This window comes from Streptomyces sp. NBC_00726 (assembly GCF_045161735.1).
Taxonomy (GTDB): domain Bacteria; phylum Actinomycetota; class Actinomycetes; order Streptomycetales; family Streptomycetaceae; genus Streptomyces.
Genome location: NZ_CP108983.1, coordinates 3,388,100 through 3,408,338, shown reverse-complemented (window position 1 = coordinate 3,408,338; position 20,239 = coordinate 3,388,100). Strand labels below are relative to the sequence as shown.

Below are 20,239 nucleotides of genomic sequence, written 5' to 3'. Positions count from 1 at the left end.
GGACTTACATGGCTACGACCACACCGACCGGTGTGCGGGGCGGCCACGCCAAGCACGGGGGCCACGACTCCTCCGACGGCACGCCGATGACACACCGGCAGATCATGGAAGCGCTGACCGGGCTGCTGCTCGGCATGTTCGTCGCGATCCTGTCGTCCACCGTCGTCTCCAACGCCCTGCCGGAGATCATCTCCGACCTGGGCGGCGGCCAGAGCGCGTACACCTGGGTGGTCACCGCCTCGCTGCTGGCGATGACGGCGACCACCCCGCTGTGGGGCAAGCTCGCCGACCTGTTCAGCAAGAAGCTGCTGGTCCAGATAGCCCTGATCATCTACGTCGGCGGCTCGGTCGTCGCCGGGCTCTCGACCAGTTCCGGCATGCTCATCGCCTGCCGCGTGGTGCAGGGCATCGGCGTCGGCGGTCTCTCCGCGCTCGCCCAGATCGTCATGGCCGCCATGATCGCCCCGCGCGAGCGCGGCCGTTACAGCGGTTATCTGGGCGCGGTCTTCGCCGTCGCCACCGTCGGCGGCCCGCTGCTCGGCGGCGTCATCACCGACACCAGCTGGATGGGCTGGCGCTGGTGCTTCTACGTGGGTGTGCCGTTCGCGGTGATCGCCCTGATCGTGCTCCAGAAGACCCTGAAGCTCCCGGTCGTCAAGCGCGAGGTCAAGGTCGACTGGACCGGCGCCTTCTTCATCAGCGCCGCCGTCTCGCTGCTGCTCCTGTGGGTGACCTTCGCGGGCGACAAGTACGACTGGGCCTCCTGGCAGACCGGTGTGATGCTCGCGGGCTCCCTGGTCCTCGCACTGCTCTTCGTCCTCACCGAGTCCCGCGCCAGCGAACCGATCATTCCGCTGCGGCTCTTCCGCAACCGGACGATCACGCTCGCCTCGCTCGCCTCGCTGTTCGTCGGTATCGCGATGTTCGCCGGCACGGTCTTCTTCAGCCAGTACTTCCAGCTGGCGCGCGGCAAGTCGCCGACGATGTCCGGTGTGATGACCATTCCGATGATCGGTGGTCTGTTCCTCTCCTCGACGGTCTCCGGTCAGATCATCACCAAGACCGGTCGCTGGAAGGCATGGCTGGTCAGCGGTGGCTTCCTGCTCACCGCCGGGCTCGGCATGCTCGGCACGATCCGCTACGACACGACGTACTGGCACATCGCGGTCTTCATGTTCGTCATGGGCCTCGGCATCGGCATGATGATGCAGAACCTGGTGCTCGCCACGCAGAACCAGGTGGACCCGAAGGACCTCGGTTCGGCCAGCTCCGTCGTCACCTTCTTCCGTTCCCTCGGTGGTGCGATCGGCGTCTCGGCGCTGGGCGCCGTCATGGCGAACCGCGTCACCCATTACGTCAAGGACGGCCTCGCGGACCTCGGTCCGCAGGGTGCCGCCCTGGGCCACGGCGGCACCGGCGGCGGGGGCATCCCCGACCTGGACAAGCTGCCCGCCCCGTTCCGTACGGTCATGGAGGCCGCTTACGGGCACGGCGTCGGTGACATCTTCCTGTACGCCGCCCCGGCAGCGCTGCTCGCCTTCCTGATCACGCTGTTCATCAAGGAGGTCGCGCTGAAGACCCGGGCCGGCAACGACGCCCAGGCTCCGGCCGGGGTGCCCGCCGAGGTCCCCGCCGAATCCGTCACCGAGGCGGTCGCGGAGGGCGCCGCCGGGGTCACCGCGGTCGACACCGCCGAGGCGGCTCCCGTCGCCGAGGCCGGGGCCCCCATGGACTTCGGCAAGGGCGGCACCCCCGTCCGCGGTGTGGTCCGGGGCGCCGAGGGCGCGCCCGTGGCCCGGGCGGCCGTCACGCTGATCTCGCTCGGCGGCCGGCAGCTGGGCATCGCCGCCGCGCAGGCCGACGGGGGCTACGAGCTGGCCGCCCCGGGCGCCGGTTCGTACGTCCTGATCGCGTCCTCCGACGGCTTCCAGCCGCAGGCGTCCACCGTGGTCGTCGGCGACGAGCCGCTGGTGTACGACATCCTCCTCGCGGGTACGAGCGGCCTGGCCGGCACCGTGCGCGCCGCCGAGAGCGGCACACCGGTCGCGGACGCCATGGTCATCGTGACCGATGTGCGCGGCGACGTCCTGGCCACCGGCAAATCCGCCGAGACGGGCGACTTCGCCTTCGGCGAGCTGGTCCCCGGCGCGGTGACCGTCGCGGTCAACGCGGCCGGCTTCCGCCCGCTGGCGCTGCCGGTCGAGATCGGCGGCCAGGGGGTCACCCGGGTCGACGCCGAGCTCCGGGCCGGTGCGCTGGTCCAGGGCGTCGTACGGGCCGGTGCGAGCCGCCGCCCGCTGCCGGACGCCCGGGTCACGCTGGTCGACGCGGCCGGCAACGTGATCGCCAACTCGACCACCGGGGAGGACGGGGCGTACGCCTTCGCCGACCTGGACGCGGGCGAGTACACGGTCATCGCGACCGGCTACCCGCCGGTGGCCGGTGCCCTGACGGTGGCCGGTCACGGGATCGACGGCCACGACATCGAACTCGTCCACCCAGGCGAGTAATCCACGCGGTCCGGGGTAGACCCCGGGCCCCTACAAGACCCCTGGCGGGGGCGGCGCTCTTCGAGCGGAGGTGCCGCACCCGCCGGCGGAAATGGGCCCCGGCGGCGGGGACGGCAGGCAGGGGACGGCCTGCCGTCCCCTGCCCCGGGGCCCGACTCATTGAATGCCCCGGTCCGGTGGACGGACGACGGGTCATGAGCAAGGAGAGAGAACGGATGGGACTTCGCGCACAGGTACGGACGCGGGACGGCTGGGCCGTACAGCACGCGGTCGTGACAGTCACTGACATGACCGGCACCCAGGTGCTGCGCGCCGGCGCCGACGAGGCCGGGGCGGTACGGGCCGACACCCCGCTGTCCGCGGGCGCGTACACGGTTATCGTGACGGCGGTCGGGTACGCCCCCGCCGCCTCCACCGCCCTCGTCACGGCGAGCGGCATGGTCGAGGCGGGCACGGTGGTGCTGGGCCGCCAGGGCGGTGTGGAGCTGCCGCCGCCGGGCGCCTGGTCGCTGGATCCGGCGCACTCCTCGGTGGGCGCGGTCGCCCAGCACCTCGGGATCTCCAGCGTGCACGGCCGGTTCACCGCGTTCGGCGGACGCGTCGAGATCTCCGAGGACGTGGAGAGCTCCCGGGTCGAGGCGGTCATCGACGCGTCCAGCATCGACACCGGCAACGGCATGCGGGACAAGCACCTGCGCTCCCCCGACTTCCTGGACGCCGACCGCTTCCCGGAGATCACCTACCGCTCCAGCGGGCTGACCCCGGCCGGCCCCGACCGCTGGACCGTGCGCGGCGAGCTGACGATGCGCGGTGTGAAGCGGCCCGTCGACCTCGACCTGAGCTACCTCGGCACCGGGCCCGACCCGTGGGGCGGGGTGCGCGCGGCGTTCAGCGCGACCGCCGAACTGCGCCGCGAGGACTTCGCGATGAACTACAACCAGGTGGTGCAGGCGGGCATCGCGGCGATCGGCACCACACTCCGCGTCGAGCTGGACATCCAGGCCGTGCAGGGCGATTCCCTGCCCACCGTCTGACAAACCTCCGTCGTAGGGTCGGGTCCATGGCACCCAACATCGCAACGAACACCGCCGTGGAACTCGACGCACTGCTGGACTTCGTACGGCCCCGGCACCGGGCGATCCTGCTGACCACCCGGGCCGACGGCCGCCCCCAGGGCTCCCCGCTCACCTGCGGCGTGGACGACGCGGGCCGGATCGTGGTCTCCACGTACCCCGAGCGCGCCAAGACCCGTAACGCCAAGCGCGACACACGGGTCAGCGTGATCGTCCTGTCCGACGACTGGAACGGGCCCTGGGTCCAGATCGACGGCTCCGCCGAGGTCATCGACGCGCCGGACTCGGTCGAGCCGCTGGTCGAGTACTTCCGGAACATCTCCGGCGAGCACCCGGACTGGGACGAGTACCGGGCAGCGATGGTGAAGCAGGGGAAGTCGATCATCCGGATCACCCCGGAGCGCTGGAGCCCCATCGCCACCGGCGGCTTCCCGGCCCACCTCGCCCCGTGATCTCCGCCGCCCTGCCCGCCCGGGCCCGGATCGTCGCCGGGCCCGAGGTCGGCGAGGCCGCCGTGCGCGGCCTGGCGGCGGCGACCGGGCGCACCATCGAACGCGGGCCCGGTGAGGGCCCCTTCGTATACGTGGGTGCCGCGCTGCCCGACGCGGTGCGCGGGGCGGACCTGGTGTGGTTCCACAGCGTCAACGCGGGTACGGACGCGCTGCTGCGGCCCGGGCCCTGGCCGGACGGCGTGCTGCTGACCCGGACCGTGGGGCGGATGGGCGAGCGGATCGCGCAGTACGTACTGGGCTGGGTGCTCGCGGAGTGCCAGTCCGTCCAGGAGTTCGCCGCCCAGCACGCCCGCGCCGAGTGGCGCCGCATCGACTCCGAACTCGTCGCCGGACAGACCGCCGTGGTGCACGGGACCGGCCGCATCGGTTCCGCCGTCGCCGCGCTGCTCCGGGCCTGCGGCATCCGGACCGTGGCGGCCGCCCGCACCCCGCGCCCGGTGCCGCCCGGCTTCGACGCGGTGGTCCCGGCGGACGAACCGGTGCCCGCCCGCTGGGTGGTCGCCGCGCTCCCGCTGACCGGGGCGACCACCGGCTACTTCGGGGCGGACCGGTTCGCGGCGATGGGCGGGGCGACGTTCCTCAATGTGGGGCGGGGCGCGACGGTGGATCTGGGGGCGCTGGAGGGGGCGCTGCGTTCCGGGGCGGTGCGGCGGGCGGTGCTCGATGTGCTGCCCGACGAGCCGGCGGCCCCCGGGGACGCGTGCTGGCGGCTGCCGCGTACGGTCGTCACCTCGCACTCCGCGGGGATCACGGCGGACGAGGACATCGTCACGGACTTCGCGGCGTGTTGGCATGAGGTGGCGGCGGGGCGGGTACCGGCGCTCAGGGTGGACACGGGGCGGGGTTACTGAGCCCTCAGCGGGCGCGCCCCCGCATCGCGTCGATCCCCGCGATCAGCAGGTCCAGCGCGCAGGCGAAGTCGCGTTCGCGGGTCTCCTCGACGGTGGCCCCGCCGCGTGCCGCCATCAGGCCCGGCGAATCCTCCACGAAGCCGTCGAGCCGGGGCTGCTCCTGAATCGCCGCCATCGCCTGCCGGACGTACTCGTCCTGGCTGAGCCCCGCCTCCGCGCTGCGCCGCGCGAACCGGCCCTCGGCCGTGCCGAATCCGTACACGAACTGGAAGACCGCCGACAGTGCTCCGCCGCGGCTCTCCGGGGGCAGCCCGGTCGCCCGGATGACGTCCCGCACGGTGCGGGTCACCAGAAGCGCGTGCGGGCCGAGGTTGAGGAAGCGGCCCGCGAGCGGCGAGACCCAGACGTGCCGCACCAGCAGCCCCCGGTAAGCCACCGCGACCGCGCGCAGCCGGTCCTGCCAGGGGGCGTCGGCGGACGGCGGCGCGATCTCGCTGTAGACCGCGTCGAGGGCCAGTTCCAGCAGGTCGTCCTTGGTGTCCACGTACCAGTACAGGGACATGGCCGTCACGTTCAGCTCGGCGGCCAGCCGGCGCATCGAGAACTTCGCCAGCCCCTCGGCGTCCAGCAGCCGGACCGAGGCCGCGGTGATCCGCTCCCGGTCGAGCCCGGCCGGCTGGTCGGCGCGGCGGGAGCGCGCGGGCTGCCGGGTCTTCAGCCACACGCTGGACCGGACAGGGTTGTTCACACGGTCGGCCGCGGACACCATGGCGCACTCCCTCCGGCAGGTCCCGCCCGATGCTATGCCGCGGTCACGGCCGGGCGGCCGGGTATCGCGGTGGTTGGGGCGTACAAGTGTCTTCTCGTGGGTACGGTGCCGGTCGCCGCATCGGATACGACCTGCCCCGGAAGCTGGAGTGATATGTCACTGCGTCGTCGTACGGTGGAAGTCCTGGTGGCCGCGGGGTTGTCGGTGGTCGCGCTCGCGCCTCCCGCGACGGCGGCGGGGCACGGGCGGGCGCCCGGGCAGTCGGTCCCGCTGCGCGTCGCCACGTACAACATCCATGCCGGGGCCGGCATGGACAACGTCTTCGATCTCGACCGGCAGGTGGCCGCGCTGCGCGCCCTGGACGCGGATGTGATCGGGCTTCAGGAGGTCGACGTCCGCTGGGGCGACCGCAGCGAGTGGCGGGACCTGGCGGCCGAGCTGGGCCGCCGGCTGCGGATGCATGTCTCCTTCGCGCCGATCTACAGCCTCGACCCGGTGGAGGAGGGCGCGCCCCGGCGGGAGTTCGGCGTCGCCGTGCTGTCCCGGTACCGGATCGTGAGCGCCGAGAACCACGATCTGACCCGGCTCTCCACACAGGACCCGGACCCGGTCCCGGCGCCCGCGCCCGGCTTCGGCGAGGTGGTGCTGAAGGTGCGTGGCCTTCCCGTCCATGTGTACGCGACGCATCTCGACTACCGGGCCGACCCGTCCGTCCGTGTCGCCCAGGTCGCGGACACCCGGCGGATCATGGCGGAGGACCAGGCCCACGAACGGCGGCCGGTACGGCAGATCCTGCTCGGTGACTTCAACGCGACGCCGGCCGCGCCGGAGCTGGCGCCGCTGTGGAAGGAGCTGACCGACATCGAGCCGGGCGGGCCGACGTACCCGGCGCAGAATCCGGTGCAGCGGATCGACTATGTGGCGGTTTCGAAGGACACCGTGCGGGTACGCGACGCGGCGGTGGCCGAGGAGACGATCGCCTCGGACCACCGCCCTGTCGTGGCCGATCTGTTGCTGCGGCGCTGAGTTCCGCGGTTCAGCTGTCCGTCGTCGGCTGGGTGAGGTCGTAGAAGGTGGCGCTGCCCGCCGTCACCTCCTTGAAGTTCTTCTCCACCCAGGAGGAGATCTGCGAGGCGGTGCCGCTTCCGCTGCCGCCCATGCCGCCACCCGGGACGAAGTAGTGAATGCGGCCGTCCTCGACGTACTTCTTGAACTGCGCGAGCGTCGGGGACGGGTCGCTTCCGTTGAAGCCGCCGATCGCCATGACGGGTTCCTCGGTGGCGAGTTGGTAGCTCGCGGCGTTCTGGGAGCCGATGGCCGCGGCGGCCCAGGTGTAGTTGCCGGCGTTCTTCTCCAGGAGCGCCTTGGCCTCGGAGCCGACGGACGCGCCGTTGAGGAGGCCGCCCATGCCGCCGCCACCTCCGCCTCCGCCGCGTTCACCCATGTCGGGCGGGGTGCCGCGACGACCGTTCTGGGTGGATCCGCCGTTCTGCGTGGGGGGTTGGCCCTGGTTTTGACCTTGGCTGGGTGGGGTACCGGTGGGGGGCTGTCCCATGCCGGTGCCCTGCTGGTTGGTCCCCTGCTGGTTGGTGCCCTGCTGGTTGGTGCCCTGCTGGTTGGTCCCCTGCTGGTTGGTGCCCTGCTGGTTGGTCCCCTGCTGGTTGGTGCCCTGCTGGTTGGTGCCCTGCTGGTTGGTGCCCTGCTGGTTCGTGCCGCCCTGGCCCGGGGGCATGCCGCCGCCCCCGCCACCCGGGCCGCCCGGGCCGCCGCCCCGGCCGCCACCGCCGCCGGGACCGCCGCCCATGCCGCCCGAGGACGGGCCGGCGGTGACGATGGAGCCCTGGTGGCCCGTGTTCAGGGTGCTCACGGTGTACGCGACCGGCCCGGCGAGCGACGCGGCGAAGCCCAGGACCACCGCGACGAGGGCCAGTTGCCGGCCGAGCCGGGCCGCGAGCAGCAGGCCGACCGCCGCCACGAGCCCGGTGACGAGCACGGCGGTCCGCAGCCACGGCAGGTAGTCCGGGGTGCGGCCAAGCAGCACATACGCCCAGTACGCCGTCGCCGCGACGGTCGCGGCCAGCGCGGCGCCCGCCCACCAATGGGCCCGCTCCTCCCACAGGACCGTGACGCCCATGCCGATCAGCGCGGCCAGATAGGGCGCCAGGGCCACCGTGTAGTACTGGTGGAAGATCCCGGCCATGAAGCTGAACACGGCGGCCGTCATCAGCAGCGAACTGCCCCACGCGAGGAACGCCGTCCGCGCGGTGTCCGTGCTCCCCCAGCGCTTAACCTCTGGGAGGCGCCCCCCTGCGCGCCAGGTCAGCCAGATGCCCGCGACGAGCAGGATCAGCGCGGCGGGCAGCAGCCAGGAGATCTGGGCGCCCACCTCGGAGTTGAACATCCGGCCGATGCCGGTCTCGCCCCACTGACCGCCGCCGCCCCGGCCGCCTCCGCCGCCGACGCTGCCGGTCTCCTCGCCGTTGATCCGGCCGAGTCCGTTGTAGCCGAAGGTCAGCTCAAGGAACGAGTTGTTCTGCGAACCGCCGATGTACGGGCGTGAGGAGGCGGGCCACAGTTCGACGGCCGCCACCCACCAGCCGCCCGAGACGACCATGGCGAGCGCGGACAGGCCGAGCTGCCCGAACCTCCTGCGTACGGGGACCGGAGCGAACACCGCGTACAGCACGGCCAGCGGCGGCAGGATCAGGAACGCCTGGAGGGTCTTCGACAGGAACGCGATTCCCACCGCGACGCCCGCCCACACCAGCCACTTCGTGCGGCCCTTCTCCATCGCGCGCAGCACGCAGTAGACGGTGACCGTCATCAGCAGCGCGAGCAGCGCGTCCGGGTTGTTGAAGCGGAACATCAGCGCGGCGACGGGCGTCAGCGCGAACACCGCCACGGTGATGAGCCCGGCGGCGGCGCTGAACCGGCGGCGTACGGCCGCGTACAGCACTCCGGCCGTCGCGGCGGCCATCACCACCTGCGGGGCGAGGATCGCCCAGGAGCTGAGCCCGAAGACCCGCACCGACAGGGCCATGGGCCACAGGGTGGCCGGCGGCTTGTCGACGGTGATGGCGTTGGCCGCGTCGAGCGAGCCGAAGAAGAACGCCTTCCAGCTGCGGCTGCCGGCCTGCACGGCGGCGGAGTAGAAGGAGTTGGCGTAACCGGAGGCGCTGAGGTTCCACAGGTACGCCAGCGTGATGACGAGCAGCAGGGCCAGGAAGGCGGGGCGCACCCACGGCGCGTCCTCGGCCCGGCCGCGCCAGATCCGGCGGGGCAGGGAGGCACCTGGCCTTGCGTGCCCCGGGGGCGTGTCCGGCCGGGCGGCCGGAGCGTGGGCGGGGTCGAGCGTGGTCATCGGACGTTCCTCGGGTCGGGGACGGTTTCGGCGGTGGGGTGTGCGGGAACGGCGGCGGGGGGCGTGGCGGAGTGCGCGGGGTTTCCCGGGCCCGCGGCCGGGAAGGGCGCGGCCGGTGCGGCAGCCGTCACCGGGTTTCCCCGCTCCCGGTCCGGGAAGACCCACGCGCGGAACAGCAGGAAGCGCAGCACCGTCGCCGCGAGGTTCGCCGCGATGAGCACCGCGAGTTCGGTGCTGTGGGAGGGCGAACCGGAGGCCGCGCCCAGGGCCGCCAGCGAACCGCTGGTCAGGGCGAGCCCGATGGCGAAGACCACGAGCCCCTGCGCCTGGTGACGGACCGCGCCGCCCCGGCCACGTACCCCGAAGGTGAGCCTCCGGTTGGCCGCGGTGTTCGCGACGGCCGAGACGAGCAGCGCGGCCCCGTTGGCGAGCTGGGGCCCGGCGCCGAGCCGGAAGAGGGAGTACAGCCCCAGGTAGAACAGCGTGGACAGGGCGCCCACGACGCAGAACCCGACGAGCTGACGGGCGAGCCCGCCCGGCACCCCGCCGATCGCCCGGTCGCGCGGATCGTCCCCGAAGGGCCGCGCCAGCCGGTCCAGCGGCAGCGCGCCGACGGCCAGCGCCCGCCCCACCCGCCACACGCCCTTCAGGTCCTCGGTGGCGGTCCGGACGATGTGGACCGTGGAGTCGGGGTCGTCCACCCAGTCGACGGGCACCTCGTGGATACGCAGCCCGGCCCGTTCGGCGAGCACCAGCATCTCGGTGTCGAAGAACCAGCCGGTGTCCTCCACCATCGGCAGCAGCCGCTGCGCGACCTCCCGCCGGATCGCCTTGAACCCGCACTGCGCGTCACTGAACCGCGCGGCCAGCGACGAACGCAGGATGATGTTGTACGCCCGCGAGATGAACTCCCGCTTCGTCCCCCGCACCACCCGCGAACTGCGCGCGAGCCGCGATCCGATGGCGAGGTCGGAATGCCCGGAGATGAGCGGTGCCACCAGGGGAAGCAGTGCGTTGAGGTCGGTGGACAGATCGACGTCCATGTACGCGAGGACCGGCGCGTCCGAGTGGGTCCAGACGGTACGCAGCGCCCTGCCGCGCCCCTTCTCCTCCAGCCGGAAGGACCGCACCCCCGGCAGCGACCGCGCCAGCCGCTCCGCCACCTCGGGCGTCCGGTCGGTGCTGGCGTTGTCGGCGACGGTGATCCGGAAGGCGTACGGGAAGGTGCGGGCCAGGTGCTCGTGCAGCCGCAGCACACACGGTTCGAGGTCCTTCTCCTCGTTGTAGACGGGTACCACCACATCGAGCACGGGCGCACCCGCCGCACCGCCCACGCCGACGAGGAGGTGGTCCCGGGCCGGCAAGGTGCTCCAAGGAGTCTCTGTTCGCATGACATCGACAGTCGCCAACTCCGCTGTCACGGCCATGTGCTGAGGCTGTGGGCCACATGTGAGTGGTCCCGGACGCCGAAATGTCCGGGACACCCGCCCTCAGAGCTCGGCTTCGCCCCACTCCGTGACGGCCACCTCGTCGCCGGCCGACAGCTTCCCCGGTGCGACCACGGCAAACTTCGCGCCGAACACGACGCCCCCGCCGGCCGCCCGCCGATAGCCGGCGAGCGTGCGCAGGGGCTCGGGCCCCCTCCGCACCCCGGCCTCCTGCGCGACCAGGGTGACGGCACAGCGCACGGCGAGTTTCGCGTAACCCAGCTCGGCGCCACCGAGGACGACGCGGCGCGCCCGGTCCTCGGCGTGCGGTTCGCCCGCCCAGCCGCCGTCGACCACGATGTTCGGGCGGAAGCGGTCCATCGGCAGCGGCGGGGCGCCCCGCTCGGCCATCCGCCGGTTGAGGAGGCCGAGGGAGGCGACGGACAGCAGGTGCACGGCGCTGCTGTCGGCGTAGCCGGAAGGGCCGGAGACCAGGCCATCGGCGATCCGGTCGTGCTCCGGCGGCACACGGACGAGACGGCTGGGGGTGCCGAGCACTTCCGAGAGCCAGGCGGCGGCCTCTTCCCCCTGGTCGATCCCCTGAAACGTGTCGCCGAACAGATCGACATCACGGCGCGGCGCGGACGTCGTCACATCGACGCCCACCGAGCCGTGCCCGTCCATACCGAGGACGAGGCGCGCCCCGTCGGCGCTGACGACGGGCCGGATCAGGGCGAGACGGGGATGCCGGCGCTGTGTGCGGAAGACCCCGTCCTCGCTGATCGCCATGAAGCTGCGGTCGTGCGCGAGCCCCGCAGGCGTCAGGACCGCCTCGCTCACCGACGTACCCGCGCATCCCTTGACGGGGTAGCAGATCAGTTCCGTCACCCTTGCCATGCGCCGCTCCCTTCGGTCTGCGACCACTATCGGCGGCTGCCGTTCGCCACGCTCGACCGCCCCGACAGCCATGGCTCAGGACAGACAGAACTCATTTCATGATCGAGGCGCCCGACCGGCCGTGTCACACGGCTTTCCGGCCTCGGCCCGCTCCGCGGGCAGCCGGACCGCGAACACCGTCTCGCCCGGCACCGACCGCACCTCCACCGCGCCGCCGTGGGCCGCGACCACCGCCTGGACGATCGCCAGGCCGAGGCCGGTCGAGCCGGCGTGGCGGGAGCGGGAGGCGTCGCCCCGGGCGAACCGCTCGAAGACGTGGGGGAGGAGGTCCGGGGGAATGCCGGGGCCGTTGTCCTGGACCTCCAGGGTGACCCAGGGCGCTTCCGGGCCGGCCAGGACGCGGGCGGTGACCGTGGTGCCCGGTGGGGTGTGGGTACGGGCGTTGGCCAGCAGGTTGACCAGGACCTGGTGGATGCGGGTCGGGTCGGCGAGGACCGTCGCGGGGGCGTCCGGCAGGTCCAGGCGCCACTGGCGGGCGGGCTCGGCGCGGTCCGCCGCGCGGGCATCGCTCACCGCGTCCACGACGAGCGGCGAGAGATCGGTGCTCTCGTACGAGAGCGGGCGGCCCGCGTCCAGCCGGGCGAGCAGCAGCAGATCCTCGACCATGCCCGTCATCCGCTGCGCCTCCGACTCGATGCGGCCGAGCGCGTGCCGGGTGTCCGGACCGGGGTCCTCCCGACCGCGCCGGGTGAGTTCGGCGTAGCCGCGTATCGAAGCCAGCGGTGTCCGCAGCTCATGGCTGGCGTCCGCGACGAACTGGCGCACCCGTGTCTCACTTCGCTGCCGCGCGTCCAGGGCCGAACCGACGTGCCCCAGCATCCGGTTGAGCGCCGCGCCGACCTGGCCGACCTCCGTACGCGGGTCCGCCTCCGCGTCCGGGACCCGCTCGAAGAGGGCCACCTCGCCGCTGTGCAGGGGCAGTTCGGAGACCCGGGTCGCGGTCGCCGCCACCCGGCGCAACGGCCGCAGCGCCATACCGACCATCGCCGCGCCCGCGATGCCCGCCGCGACGAGCCCCGCACCGGTCACGCAGACCTCCACCAGGATGAGGGTGCCCAGCGCGCGGCTCACCTCGGTGGTGGGGATGCCGACGAGGACCGTGCCGCCGTCGTCCGCGGGCACCGCCCGCACCCGGTAGCCGCCCAGGCCGGGCAGCTCGACGTCGTGCGCGCGGTCGTCCGCCGTGACACCGGCCGCCGTCACCGCGTCCCGCTGGGCGTCGGTCAGCGGTTCGGTGTTCTCACCGGCGTCGAACCCGCCGTCCTTCACGACGGCCGAGTCCGTGATCTCCCCCCGCTCGACCAGCGCGCCGAAGGTCTCCAGCGGCTGACCGCCCATGCCGATGAAACCGAGCGGATCACGCTCCGGGGATGTTTTCGGACCCCCGGGCGAGGGAACGCCCGGCGCCCGCTGCGCCCGGACCGCGATGTCCCGCAGCTGGTCGTCGAGTTTCCCGTACATGTAACTGTGGAACGCGATCGCGGTGACCGAGCCGATCACGGCGGCGACGACGGCGATCAGTGTCACCGCCGAGACCACCAGGCGGGTGCGCAGGGTCCACGGCCGCCGCATCGCGCTACTCACCGGGTTTGATCAGGTATCCCGCCCCGCGCCGGGTGTGGATCATGGGCGCACGGCCGGCGTCGATCTTCTTGCGCAGGTAGGAGATGTACAGCTCGACCACGTTGGCCTGGCCGCCGAAGTCGTAGTTCCAGACCCGGTCCAGGATCTGCGCCTTGCTGAGCACCCGGCGCGGGTTGCGCATCAGGAACCGCAACAGCTCGAACTCGGTCGCCGTCAGGTGGATGTTCTTCCCGCCCCGGCTCACCTCGTGGCTGTCCTCGTCCAGCATCAGGTCGCCCACGACGAGCTGCGACTCGCCGCGCGCCGCCGCCGCCGTCCCCGACCGCCGGATCAGGCCGCGCAGCCGGGCCACGACCTCCTCCAGGCTGAACGGCTTGGTGACGTAGTCGTCGCCGCCCGCCGTGAGCCCGGCGATCCGGTCCTCCACGGAGTCCCGCGCGGTCAGGAACAGCACCGGCACATCGGACAGCTCCCGGCGCAGCCTGCCGAGGACGGCGAGCCCGTCCATGTCGGGCAGCATCACGTCGAGGATCACCACATCGGGCCGGAACGCGCGGGCCGTACGCACGGCGGCCGCGCCGTCGCCCGCGCTGCGTACCTCCCAGCCCTCGTAACGAAGCGCCATCGACAGCAGTTCCGTGAGCGAAGCCTCGTCGTCCACGACCAGCACCCGCACGGGGGTGCGATCCGGCCTGAGCAGTTCGGTACGCCCCTGGGGCGAGGTCGTCGTCGTCATGACGCCAGCCTCCGGGACGGCTCTGAGAGAGTTCTTTTCCGTTTCTGTGAATTCCCTGAGAAAGCCGCGCCGGGGCTCTCAGACGCCGAACAGCGCCTTCGCGTTGTCGTGGCAGACCGCCCGGAGCCAGTCGTCGCCCAGACCCAGGCGTTCCAGGGCGTGCAGTTGGTGGGCGTACGGGTACGGGATGTTCGGGAAGTCCGTGCCCAGCAGCACGCGGTCGCCGAGGGCCGCGACACGGCCGAGCTCCGCCGGGGGGAACGGGCTGAGCCCCTCGACGAAGTCCGTGAACGCCATCGTCGTGTCGAGCCGGACCTCCGGGTACGTCTCCGCGAGTGTCAGGAACTCCGCGTACTCCGGCATCCCCATGTGCGCCACGATCAGCGGCAGCCGGGGATGCCGGGCGAGGACACGGCCGATGGGACCGGGGCCGGTGTGCTTGCCGGGCGCCGGGCCGGAACCGCAGTGCGTCACGACCGGGATGCCCGCCTCCGCGAGCAGCCCCCACACCGGGTCGAGCAGCGGGTCGTTCGGGTCGTACGCACCGACCTGGAGGTGCGCCTTGAAGACCCGGGCCCCCGCCTCCACGGCCTCCCGCACATAGCGCCCGGCGTCCGGTTCCGGGAAGAACGTCGCGGTGTGCAGGCAGTCCGGCGTCCGCGCGGCGAAATCGGCCGCCCAGTCGTTCAGCCAGGCCGCCATCCCCGGCTTGTGCGGGTACAGCATCGACGTGAAGCGGAGCACCCCGAACGAGCGGAGCACGGCCAGCCGTTCCGCCTCCTCGTGCCGGTAGGCGATCGGCCACTCCAGACCCGTCAGCGGACCCGCCGAGTCGAAGTACGCCCACACCTTGCGCAGGACCCGCTCCGGCATGAAATGCGTGTGTACGTCGATGAGCCCGGGCAGCCCGAGCCGCTGCCGGAACCGCACCACGTCGTCGTGATCGTCACCCATACGGGCGACCATCTCAGAACAGCCCGTCCTGCGCCGCCCCACCCCCCACCACGACGGTCGGCACGCTCACCCCGGCCGCGCCGCCCGCCCCGGCCGCCGTCAGCGTCCAGCCGGTCATCATCCGGGTGTCCACGATGACAAGGCCCTGCGGGCCCGCGTCCAGGTGGAGGTCCGGTCCCGCCGCCGCGACGAGCCGCCCCGCCACCGCGCCCCCGTCCACCAGCCCGGCCACCGCACGGACCGGCCCGGACCGGGGTATCGCAGGCCCGGACCGGGCTGTCGCGCCGGGACCGGCCCCTTTCGTCCGGCTCGCCGCCTCCCCCAGCCCGAACACCTCCGCATGGTCCACCGCCGCGAACGGCAGCCGCTCCAGCGCCTCCGGCCAGCCACCGCCCTCCAGGGCCGCCGCCTTCCCGTACAGCTCCGCGACCTCGCCCGCCCGCTCCACCGGGTCCGGGAGGGCCGCCCGCACCTCCCGCTTGCGGGCGTACGGAATGCGGTCCGGGACCCCGAGGGCCGCCCGCAGCACCTCCTCGGCCCGGCGCGCCGCCATCAAGGGCCCCCGGCCCAGCCAGCTGAAGACCACCGCCCCCTGCTCCCGCAGCCGCGCCGCGCCCCGCTCCTCCCCGGTGATCCCGACCTTCACCATGCCGGGCCCGAACCACGCGAGGTACACCCGGTACGTGCGGGGGTCGTCCGGGATCGTGTCGGCGGCCACCGAATGCGCCCGGTCGAGCCGCCCGCACTCCGGGCAGCGGCCGCCTGTGGAACCCGCCGGGACCACGGCCCCCAGGGGGCAGGCGTTGCCCCGGGCCCCGGAACAGCGCCGCTCACCGGACGTCCGGAAGCCGAACTCCGTTCCGTACGCCAGAACGCTCACCCGCGTCCGCGCCCCCTTGCGCCAGCCCAGCGCGGGGCCGTCGGAGCCCTCCGGCCAGCGGAGGCCGGTGCACTGCCAGTCCATGCCCGCAGCCTACGGGCGGGCACTGACAACGGGCCCGGCGTTACGATTCCGGGCATGACGACCGTGCAGGACGTGGACCGGTTCGAGGCGGCCAGGCCCCGGCTGGAGGCCATCGCCTACCGTCTCCTGGGCTCGGCGAGCGAGGCCGAGGACGCCGTGCAGGACACCTACCTGCGCTGGCAGACCACCGACACCGGTCGGATCGAGGTCCCCGAGGCGTGGCTGACGAAGGTCCTCACCAACCTCTGCCTCAACCAGCTCACCTCCGCCCGCGTCCGCCGCGAGACGTACGTGGGCGCCTGGCTGCCCGAGCCGCTGCTCGCCGGGGACCCGATGCTCGGCCCCGCCGACACGGTGGAGCAGCGCGAGTCGGTCTCGTACGCCGTGCTCACGCTCATGGAGCGGCTGACGCCGGGCGAGCGGGCCGTATACGTACTGCGCGAGGCGTTCGGCTATCCGCACCGGGAGATCGCGGAGATCCTGGAACTGAGCGAATCCGCCGTGCAGCAGGTTTACCACCGGTCGAAGAAGCACATCGCCGACGGCCGGACGCGCACCGAGGTGGACGAGGCCGCCGCCCGCCGGGTCATCGAGGAGTTCCTGCTCGCCGCCGCGGGCGGCCGTACCGAACCGCTCGTGGAACTGCTGACCTCCGACGCGATCTCCGTCGGGGACGGCGGTGGGAAGGTGCCCGCACGCGCCAAGGCGTTCGAGGGCGCGAAGGCCGTCGCGACGTTCATGCGCGGCCTGCTCAAGCCGGGCAAGGCGAAGACCGCGTACACCGGCGGTTCCGTCGAGCTGCACATGACCCACGCCAACGGCGCCACCGCCGTCCTGGCGGTCGTCGGCGAACGCGTCATCGGCGTCATGTGTGTAGAAGTCACTCCGGAGGGAATCGCCTCGTTCCGCAACCAGGTCAACCCGGACAAGCTGGAACGCGCGACCCGGCGGTGGGCGGCCATGGAACATGGAAAGCCGCTGCTCACGGCCTTCTGATCATCTGGTGACTCAGGTCACATCACTCTCCTGTCAGGAAAGCGCGGGCTACCCGGTTCAAGGGGCGAGAAACCACCCCGCAGGGCTGAACCCGCGCGAGACAGGAGCAGGCACATGCAGCAGCACCGCATCATCGTCCTCGGAGCCGGATACGCCGGAGCCATCGCGGCGGGCCGCGTCGCCAAGCGGCTGCGCCGTGAGGACGTCAGCGTCACCCTCGTCAACGCGGAGCCCGACTTCGTGGAGCGCGTCCGCATGCACCAGCTCGCGGCGGGCCAGGACCTCAAGCCCCGCCCCTTCACCGAGATGTTCGCCGGTACGGGCGTGGAGCTGAAGGTCGGCCGGGTGACCGCCGTGGACGTCGACCGCAAGACGGTCACCGTCGGCAGCGCGGACGGCGAGGAGGAGCTGACGTACGACTCCCTCGTCTACGCCCTAGGCAGCGCCTGGAACACCCAGGGCGTCCCCGGAACCGCCGAGCACGCCCACGAGATCGCGAGCCGCCCCGGCGCGCTCCGGCTGCGCGAACGGCTGGCCGCCCTCGCACCCGGCCAGTCCGTGCTGATCGTCGGCGGCGGGCTGACCGGCGTCGAAGCGGCGACCGAGTTCGCGGAGGCCCGCCCGGACCTCGACATCGCCCTCACCGCACGCGGCGGACTCGGCGACTGGCTCTCGCCCGCCGGCCGCGCCCACGTCCGCAAGGTCTTCGGCCGGCTCGGGATCACCGTCCACGAGAACACCGCCGTCGCGGAGGTCGGCGCCGGTTACGCCACCACGGCCAAGGGCACCTCGTTCCCGGCGGCGGTCACCGTCTGGACGACCGGCTTCGCGGTCCACCCGCTCGCGGCGGCGACCACCCTGGAGACCTCGGAGACCGGCCAGATCGTGGTCGACGCGACCATGCGCTCGGTCTCGCACCCCGATGTGTACGCGATCGGGGACGCGGCCCTCGTCGCGGGCCCCGGCGACAAGCCACTGCGGATGTCCTGCGCCTCGGGCATCCCCACCGCCTGGCAGGCGGCCGACGCCCTCGCGGCCCGCCTCGCCGGCACCAAGATCCCCTCCACCCCCCTGCGCTACTTCAACCAGTGCGTCTCGCTCGGCCGCAAGGACGGCCTCATCCAGTACGTCACCGCCGACGACCGCGCGGTCAAGGCCGCGCTGACGGGCCGTATCGCCGCCGTCTACAAGGAACTGGTCTGCAAGGGCGCCGCCTGGGGCGTGGCCAACCCGACAACGGGCATGCCGACCCGGCGCCGCCCGGTCGCGGTGTCCACCCCGGTCACGCCGGTGGCGGCTGGGGAGCAGTGAGGGAGGCGGGCTGTGCTGTAATCCGCGTAAACACAGGGGGACGGGGACAAACATGGCTACGCGGACCGGACGGATGGCAGGAGCACTCATATACGCGGCGCTCCTGCCGCTGACGGCCTGCGACGACGACCCCGGCGAGGACCGCACGGCTACCCCGGTCCAGGCCGCGCGTAACTATCAGCAGGCCAGCCTGGACCAGGACTATAAAACGGTGTGCGAGTCCACCACCGAACGCCAGACCCAGCAGCCGTACGGGAAGCGCTGAAGCGCAAGTAGTCGCGGACTCCGGCCCTACGCTCTTCCCGAGCCCGCCGGAATTACTCGTCCTCAGTTGCCTCACCTGAGACCTCCGCACAACACGTCCTACTTTCAGAACGCTGAACGCAGACCTCCAGGAACTCGGCCAACGGCCGTAGGCCGACGGGGTGATTGGGCAGGGACCAAAGGTCCCGCACGATGGCCACGGCCAAGGTGTGGTGCTGCATCCACGTAGGTGCCACCCGGCGCAGGGATTCGAGAGTCTTTACGGCTCCGGCCGCATCCCCGGTGTCCGTGTGCGCCCGTGCCACGTCCAGAAGCAACCACGTCCGCCAGGACGGCGGCGTGTCCTTGCTCAGCCGCATCCCCTTGGCCAGAGCCAGGGCATCCTGCGGGTGCCCGTACTGAACGGCCAGCCGAACACGCTCAATCCGCACGGAGGACGGGCTGAAGACGCTGACCATCCGGTTGTCACCACCCTCCGGCAGCTTGGCGACGCGCGCAGCCTCCTTCTCCGCCGCACCCATCATCGCCGCCGCACGGTCGTAGTCCCCACTCCGCGCGGCGGACGTGGCAGCACTCATGGTCAGCGCTCCCCACACCTTCAGCCCGTCAACGGTGTCGAGTCGTCCCGCGCTCACCATCTCGTCAGCGGTACGCAGCGCAATGCCCAACGCGTCTTCCAGACGGCCCTGCCGCTGGTACGTCCACGCCGTGGAGTTGACGATCATCGGCACGAGCAGCGGATCGGCCGACAGCCCGGCCGCCTCTATCGCGCGCTCCAAACTGATGAGAGCGAGATCGGTCTTCCCCATCCGCACAGCAACATGCCCGGCAAGCTGAAGCGCCTTGCCCAGTGCGCCGAAGCCGGCCCGCCGCACATCCCCCTCGGGTGAAACGCTGGCCGCGCGCGCATCCGAAATGAGCTCCGGCAAGGCCGTCATCACGGCGTCGAACTCGGCGGAGTGGTACTGCGTCCACCCCTCCGCGATCCGCTCACGCAGCCGATCCATCGAGAAGCCGTCCCCGGGCGGCTCCGGCTCCGGCCCCCAGAGCGCGGGCATGATGGCGCGACGTACCGCCACGAAGCGCGGCCCGTCGTTCTCCCCCGAGGACGCGACAGCGGGCGGGTCCCCAAGAAGCGTGGTGAGCTCCACGCCGAGACCGTTCGCGAGCGCATGCAACGTAGGAAGGCGTGCCGACTGCTTCCGCCCCTGCTCAAGCTGCCTGATCACATCGACGGACACATCCGCCCGCTCGGCCAACTCTTCCTGCGTCAGAGAAGCCAACCGCCGCAGCCGCCGCAGAGTCCGCCCCAGATCATCGTTCGCCACGCAGCCACGGTACGCGGACGTTCGGCGCCCTCACCGATCAACAACCCACCGCGCATCAGCCGGCCACGCCCCCGTCCCCACGATGCACTCCACGATCCGAAGCCCCTCCGCGAGCGGCACGGTGTCCCGGTCCGGGTACTCGTCGTCCTGCCCGTTGGCCAGCACGAACCCGTCGCTCTCCCCGTCGGCCCCGGTATCGACGGCATGCTCCCCGGGATCGCCCTCCCCGTCGAGCAACACCACCATGGCCCGCTCGCCATTGGTCACGAACGCCAACAACCGCCCCCGCGAACTACGCAACCACGTCTCAAGCCGCCCACCGTCCGCCCTCGCCAGCAGGGCTGAAGAGACCACCTCACACGAAAGGGAAGGAGAACCAGCGTCGTCGATCACCCAGGACTCGATCACGTCCCGACGATCTCACGCCTACGCCAAACGCCAGAGGCCCGGCTTATCAAGGTCGATCATTGCCCGCTCCGCAGGCGATCGTCCGCTGCTGTTCGTCCTTGCTGGTGTCAGCCGGTGATGTCGGGCTCCGCACATTCAATCGTCGGCCTGCTGATCTTCTTGGCTTCGAGGGAGGGTCGATCGAACAGCCCACACACCGGCGAGCATGCCGAATGTACGACGCGCCGAACCGCC

The 20,239-nt window shown here is 72.1% G+C and carries 18 protein-coding genes; 8 read left to right on the top strand and 10 right to left on the bottom strand.

All coding sequences use genetic code 11. The features are described from left to right. Window positions 1-8 precede the first annotated feature (8 nt). The 4 genes from OG338_RS15170 to OG338_RS15155 all read left to right on the top strand — a co-directional run bounded on the left by OG338_RS15170 (window position 9) and on the right by OG338_RS15155 (window position 4,946). The gene (locus OG338_RS15170) at window positions 9-2,510 is read left to right on the top strand and encodes an MFS transporter (RefSeq protein WP_405937836.1); all 2,502 of its coding nucleotides are present in this window, start codon (window positions 9-11) and stop codon (window positions 2,508-2,510) included. A gap of 215 nt (window positions 2,511-2,725) precedes the next feature. Then, window positions 2,726-3,544, top strand: a complete 819-nt coding sequence (locus tag OG338_RS15165; protein ID WP_405937835.1) for a YceI family protein — start codon at window positions 2,726-2,728, stop codon at window positions 3,542-3,544. Between the two features lie 26 nt (window positions 3,545-3,570). Next, window positions 3,571-4,035 (top strand): PPOX class F420-dependent oxidoreductase, encoded by a 465-nt coding sequence (locus OG338_RS15160; protein ID WP_405937834.1) that lies wholly within the window; start codon window positions 3,571-3,573, stop codon window positions 4,033-4,035. Further along, the gene (locus OG338_RS15155) at window positions 4,032-4,946 is read left to right on the top strand and encodes an NAD(P)-dependent oxidoreductase (protein WP_405937833.1); all 915 of its coding nucleotides are present in this window, start codon (window positions 4,032-4,034) and stop codon (window positions 4,944-4,946) included. The genes OG338_RS15160 and OG338_RS15155 overlap by 4 nt, the downstream gene beginning before the upstream one ends. Window positions 4,947-4,950: 4 nt before the next feature. Here OG338_RS15155 and OG338_RS15150 read toward each other — a convergent pair whose 3' ends face one another. Continuing rightward, a complete protein-coding gene (locus OG338_RS15150) occupies window positions 4,951-5,715 on the bottom strand; it encodes a TetR/AcrR family transcriptional regulator (protein WP_405937832.1) in 765 nt (254 codons plus the stop codon). A gap of 153 nt (window positions 5,716-5,868) precedes the next feature. Here OG338_RS15150 and OG338_RS15145 point away from each other — a divergent pair, with 153 nt between their 5' ends. Next, window positions 5,869-6,741: an endonuclease/exonuclease/phosphatase family protein gene (locus OG338_RS15145; RefSeq protein ID WP_405937831.1), complete on the top strand. Its 873-nt coding sequence runs from the start codon at window positions 5,869-5,871 to the stop codon at window positions 6,739-6,741. A 10-nt stretch (window positions 6,742-6,751) separates the two neighbouring features. On the opposite strand, the gene OG338_RS15140 is transcribed toward OG338_RS15145, so the two are convergent. The 7 genes from OG338_RS15140 to OG338_RS15110 all read right to left on the bottom strand — a co-directional run bounded on the left by OG338_RS15140 (window position 6,752) and on the right by OG338_RS15110 (window position 15,698). After that, a complete protein-coding gene (locus OG338_RS15140; RefSeq protein ID WP_405937830.1) occupies window positions 6,752-9,076 on the bottom strand; it encodes a glycosyltransferase family 39 protein in 2,325 nt (774 codons plus the stop codon). Further along, entirely contained in the window at window positions 9,073-10,467 is a 1,395-nt protein-coding gene (locus OG338_RS15135; RefSeq protein ID WP_405937829.1) for a glycosyltransferase, read from the bottom strand. Before OG338_RS15135 ends, OG338_RS15140 begins: the two co-directional genes overlap by 4 nt. A gap of 99 nt (window positions 10,468-10,566) precedes the next feature. Next, on the bottom strand, window positions 10,567-11,400 hold the full coding sequence (locus OG338_RS15130; RefSeq protein ID WP_405937828.1) for an MOSC domain-containing protein: 834 nt from the start codon (window positions 11,398-11,400) through the stop codon (window positions 10,567-10,569). Between the two features lie 96 nt (window positions 11,401-11,496). Beyond that, window positions 11,497-13,032, bottom strand: coding sequence for a sensor histidine kinase (locus OG338_RS15125; RefSeq protein ID WP_405940431.1), 1,536 nt, complete (start codon window positions 13,030-13,032; stop codon window positions 11,497-11,499). A 4-nt stretch (window positions 13,033-13,036) separates the two neighbouring features. Then, window positions 13,037-13,780: a response regulator transcription factor gene (locus OG338_RS15120; RefSeq protein ID WP_330312876.1), complete on the bottom strand. Its 744-nt coding sequence runs from the start codon at window positions 13,778-13,780 to the stop codon at window positions 13,037-13,039. 78 nt (window positions 13,781-13,858) lie between these two features. Beyond that, a complete protein-coding gene (locus OG338_RS15115) occupies window positions 13,859-14,734 on the bottom strand; it encodes an amidohydrolase family protein (protein WP_405937827.1) in 876 nt (291 codons plus the stop codon). Window positions 14,735-14,747: 13 nt separating this feature from the next. Further along, complete coding sequence (locus OG338_RS15110) at window positions 14,748-15,698, bottom strand: DUF2797 domain-containing protein (RefSeq protein ID WP_405937826.1); 951 nt, start codon at window positions 15,696-15,698, stop codon at window positions 14,748-14,750. A gap of 54 nt (window positions 15,699-15,752) precedes the next feature. Between OG338_RS15110 and sigJ the strand changes: the two genes are divergently transcribed. The 3 genes from sigJ to OG338_RS15095 all read left to right on the top strand — a co-directional run bounded on the left by sigJ (window position 15,753) and on the right by OG338_RS15095 (window position 18,270). Then, window positions 15,753-16,694: an RNA polymerase sigma factor SigJ gene (sigJ, locus tag OG338_RS15105; protein WP_405937825.1), complete on the top strand. Its 942-nt coding sequence runs from the start codon at window positions 15,753-15,755 to the stop codon at window positions 16,692-16,694. A gap of 114 nt (window positions 16,695-16,808) precedes the next feature. Then, window positions 16,809-18,005 (top strand): NAD(P)/FAD-dependent oxidoreductase, encoded by a 1,197-nt coding sequence (locus tag OG338_RS15100; protein ID WP_405937824.1) that lies wholly within the window; start codon window positions 16,809-16,811, stop codon window positions 18,003-18,005. A 73-nt stretch (window positions 18,006-18,078) separates the two neighbouring features. After that, entirely contained in the window at window positions 18,079-18,270 is a 192-nt protein-coding gene (locus OG338_RS15095; RefSeq protein WP_405937823.1) for a hypothetical protein, read from the top strand. A gap of 52 nt (window positions 18,271-18,322) precedes the next feature. On the opposite strand, the gene OG338_RS15090 is transcribed toward OG338_RS15095, so the two are convergent. Then, window positions 18,323-19,597 carry a helix-turn-helix domain-containing protein gene (locus tag OG338_RS15090; RefSeq protein WP_405937822.1) on the bottom strand — a complete coding sequence of 425 codons (1,275 nt, stop codon included), beginning with the start codon at window positions 19,595-19,597 and terminating at the stop codon, window positions 18,323-18,325. A gap of 30 nt (window positions 19,598-19,627) precedes the next feature. Further along, window positions 19,628-20,005, bottom strand: a complete 378-nt coding sequence (locus tag OG338_RS15085) for a hypothetical protein (protein ID WP_405937821.1) — start codon at window positions 20,003-20,005, stop codon at window positions 19,628-19,630. Between the last annotated feature and the right edge of the window lie 234 nt (window positions 20,006-20,239).

Excerpts from the sequence above, each read along its gene's own strand:
- OG338_RS15170 (WP_405937836.1), top strand. The coding sequence starts at position 9 with ATGGCTACGACCACACCGACCGGTGTGCGGGGCGGCCACGCCAAGCAC.
- OG338_RS15165 (WP_405937835.1), top strand. The coding sequence starts at position 2,726 with ATGGGACTTCGCGCACAGGTACGGACGCGGGACGGCTGGGCCGTACAG.
- OG338_RS15160 (WP_405937834.1), top strand. The coding sequence starts at position 3,571 with ATGGCACCCAACATCGCAACGAACACCGCCGTGGAACTCGACGCACTG.
- OG338_RS15150 (WP_405937832.1), bottom strand. The coding sequence starts at position 5,715 with ATGGTGTCCGCGGCCGACCGTGTGAACAACCCTGTCCGGTCCAGCGTG.
- OG338_RS15145 (WP_405937831.1), top strand. The coding sequence starts at position 5,869 with ATGTCACTGCGTCGTCGTACGGTGGAAGTCCTGGTGGCCGCGGGGTTG.
- OG338_RS15140 (WP_405937830.1), bottom strand. The coding sequence starts at position 9,076 with ATGACCACGCTCGACCCCGCCCACGCTCCGGCCGCCCGGCCGGACACG.
- OG338_RS15135 (WP_405937829.1), bottom strand. The coding sequence starts at position 10,467 with ATGCGAACAGAGACTCCTTGGAGCACCTTGCCGGCCCGGGACCACCTC.
- OG338_RS15130 (WP_405937828.1), bottom strand. The coding sequence starts at position 11,400 with ATGGCAAGGGTGACGGAACTGATCTGCTACCCCGTCAAGGGATGCGCG.
- OG338_RS15125 (WP_405940431.1), bottom strand. The coding sequence starts at position 13,032 with ATGCGGCGGCCGTGGACCCTGCGCACCCGCCTGGTGGTCTCGGCGGTG.
- OG338_RS15120 (WP_330312876.1), bottom strand. The coding sequence starts at position 13,780 with ATGACGACGACGACCTCGCCCCAGGGGCGTACCGAACTGCTCAGGCCG.
- OG338_RS15115 (WP_405937827.1), bottom strand. The coding sequence starts at position 14,734 with ATGGGTGACGATCACGACGACGTGGTGCGGTTCCGGCAGCGGCTCGGG.
- OG338_RS15110 (WP_405937826.1), bottom strand. The coding sequence starts at position 15,698 with ATGGACTGGCAGTGCACCGGCCTCCGCTGGCCGGAGGGCTCCGACGGC.
- sigJ (WP_405937825.1), top strand. The coding sequence starts at position 15,753 with ATGACGACCGTGCAGGACGTGGACCGGTTCGAGGCGGCCAGGCCCCGG.
- OG338_RS15100 (WP_405937824.1), top strand. The coding sequence starts at position 16,809 with ATGCAGCAGCACCGCATCATCGTCCTCGGAGCCGGATACGCCGGAGCC.
- OG338_RS15095 (WP_405937823.1), top strand. The coding sequence starts at position 18,079 with ATGGCAGGAGCACTCATATACGCGGCGCTCCTGCCGCTGACGGCCTGC.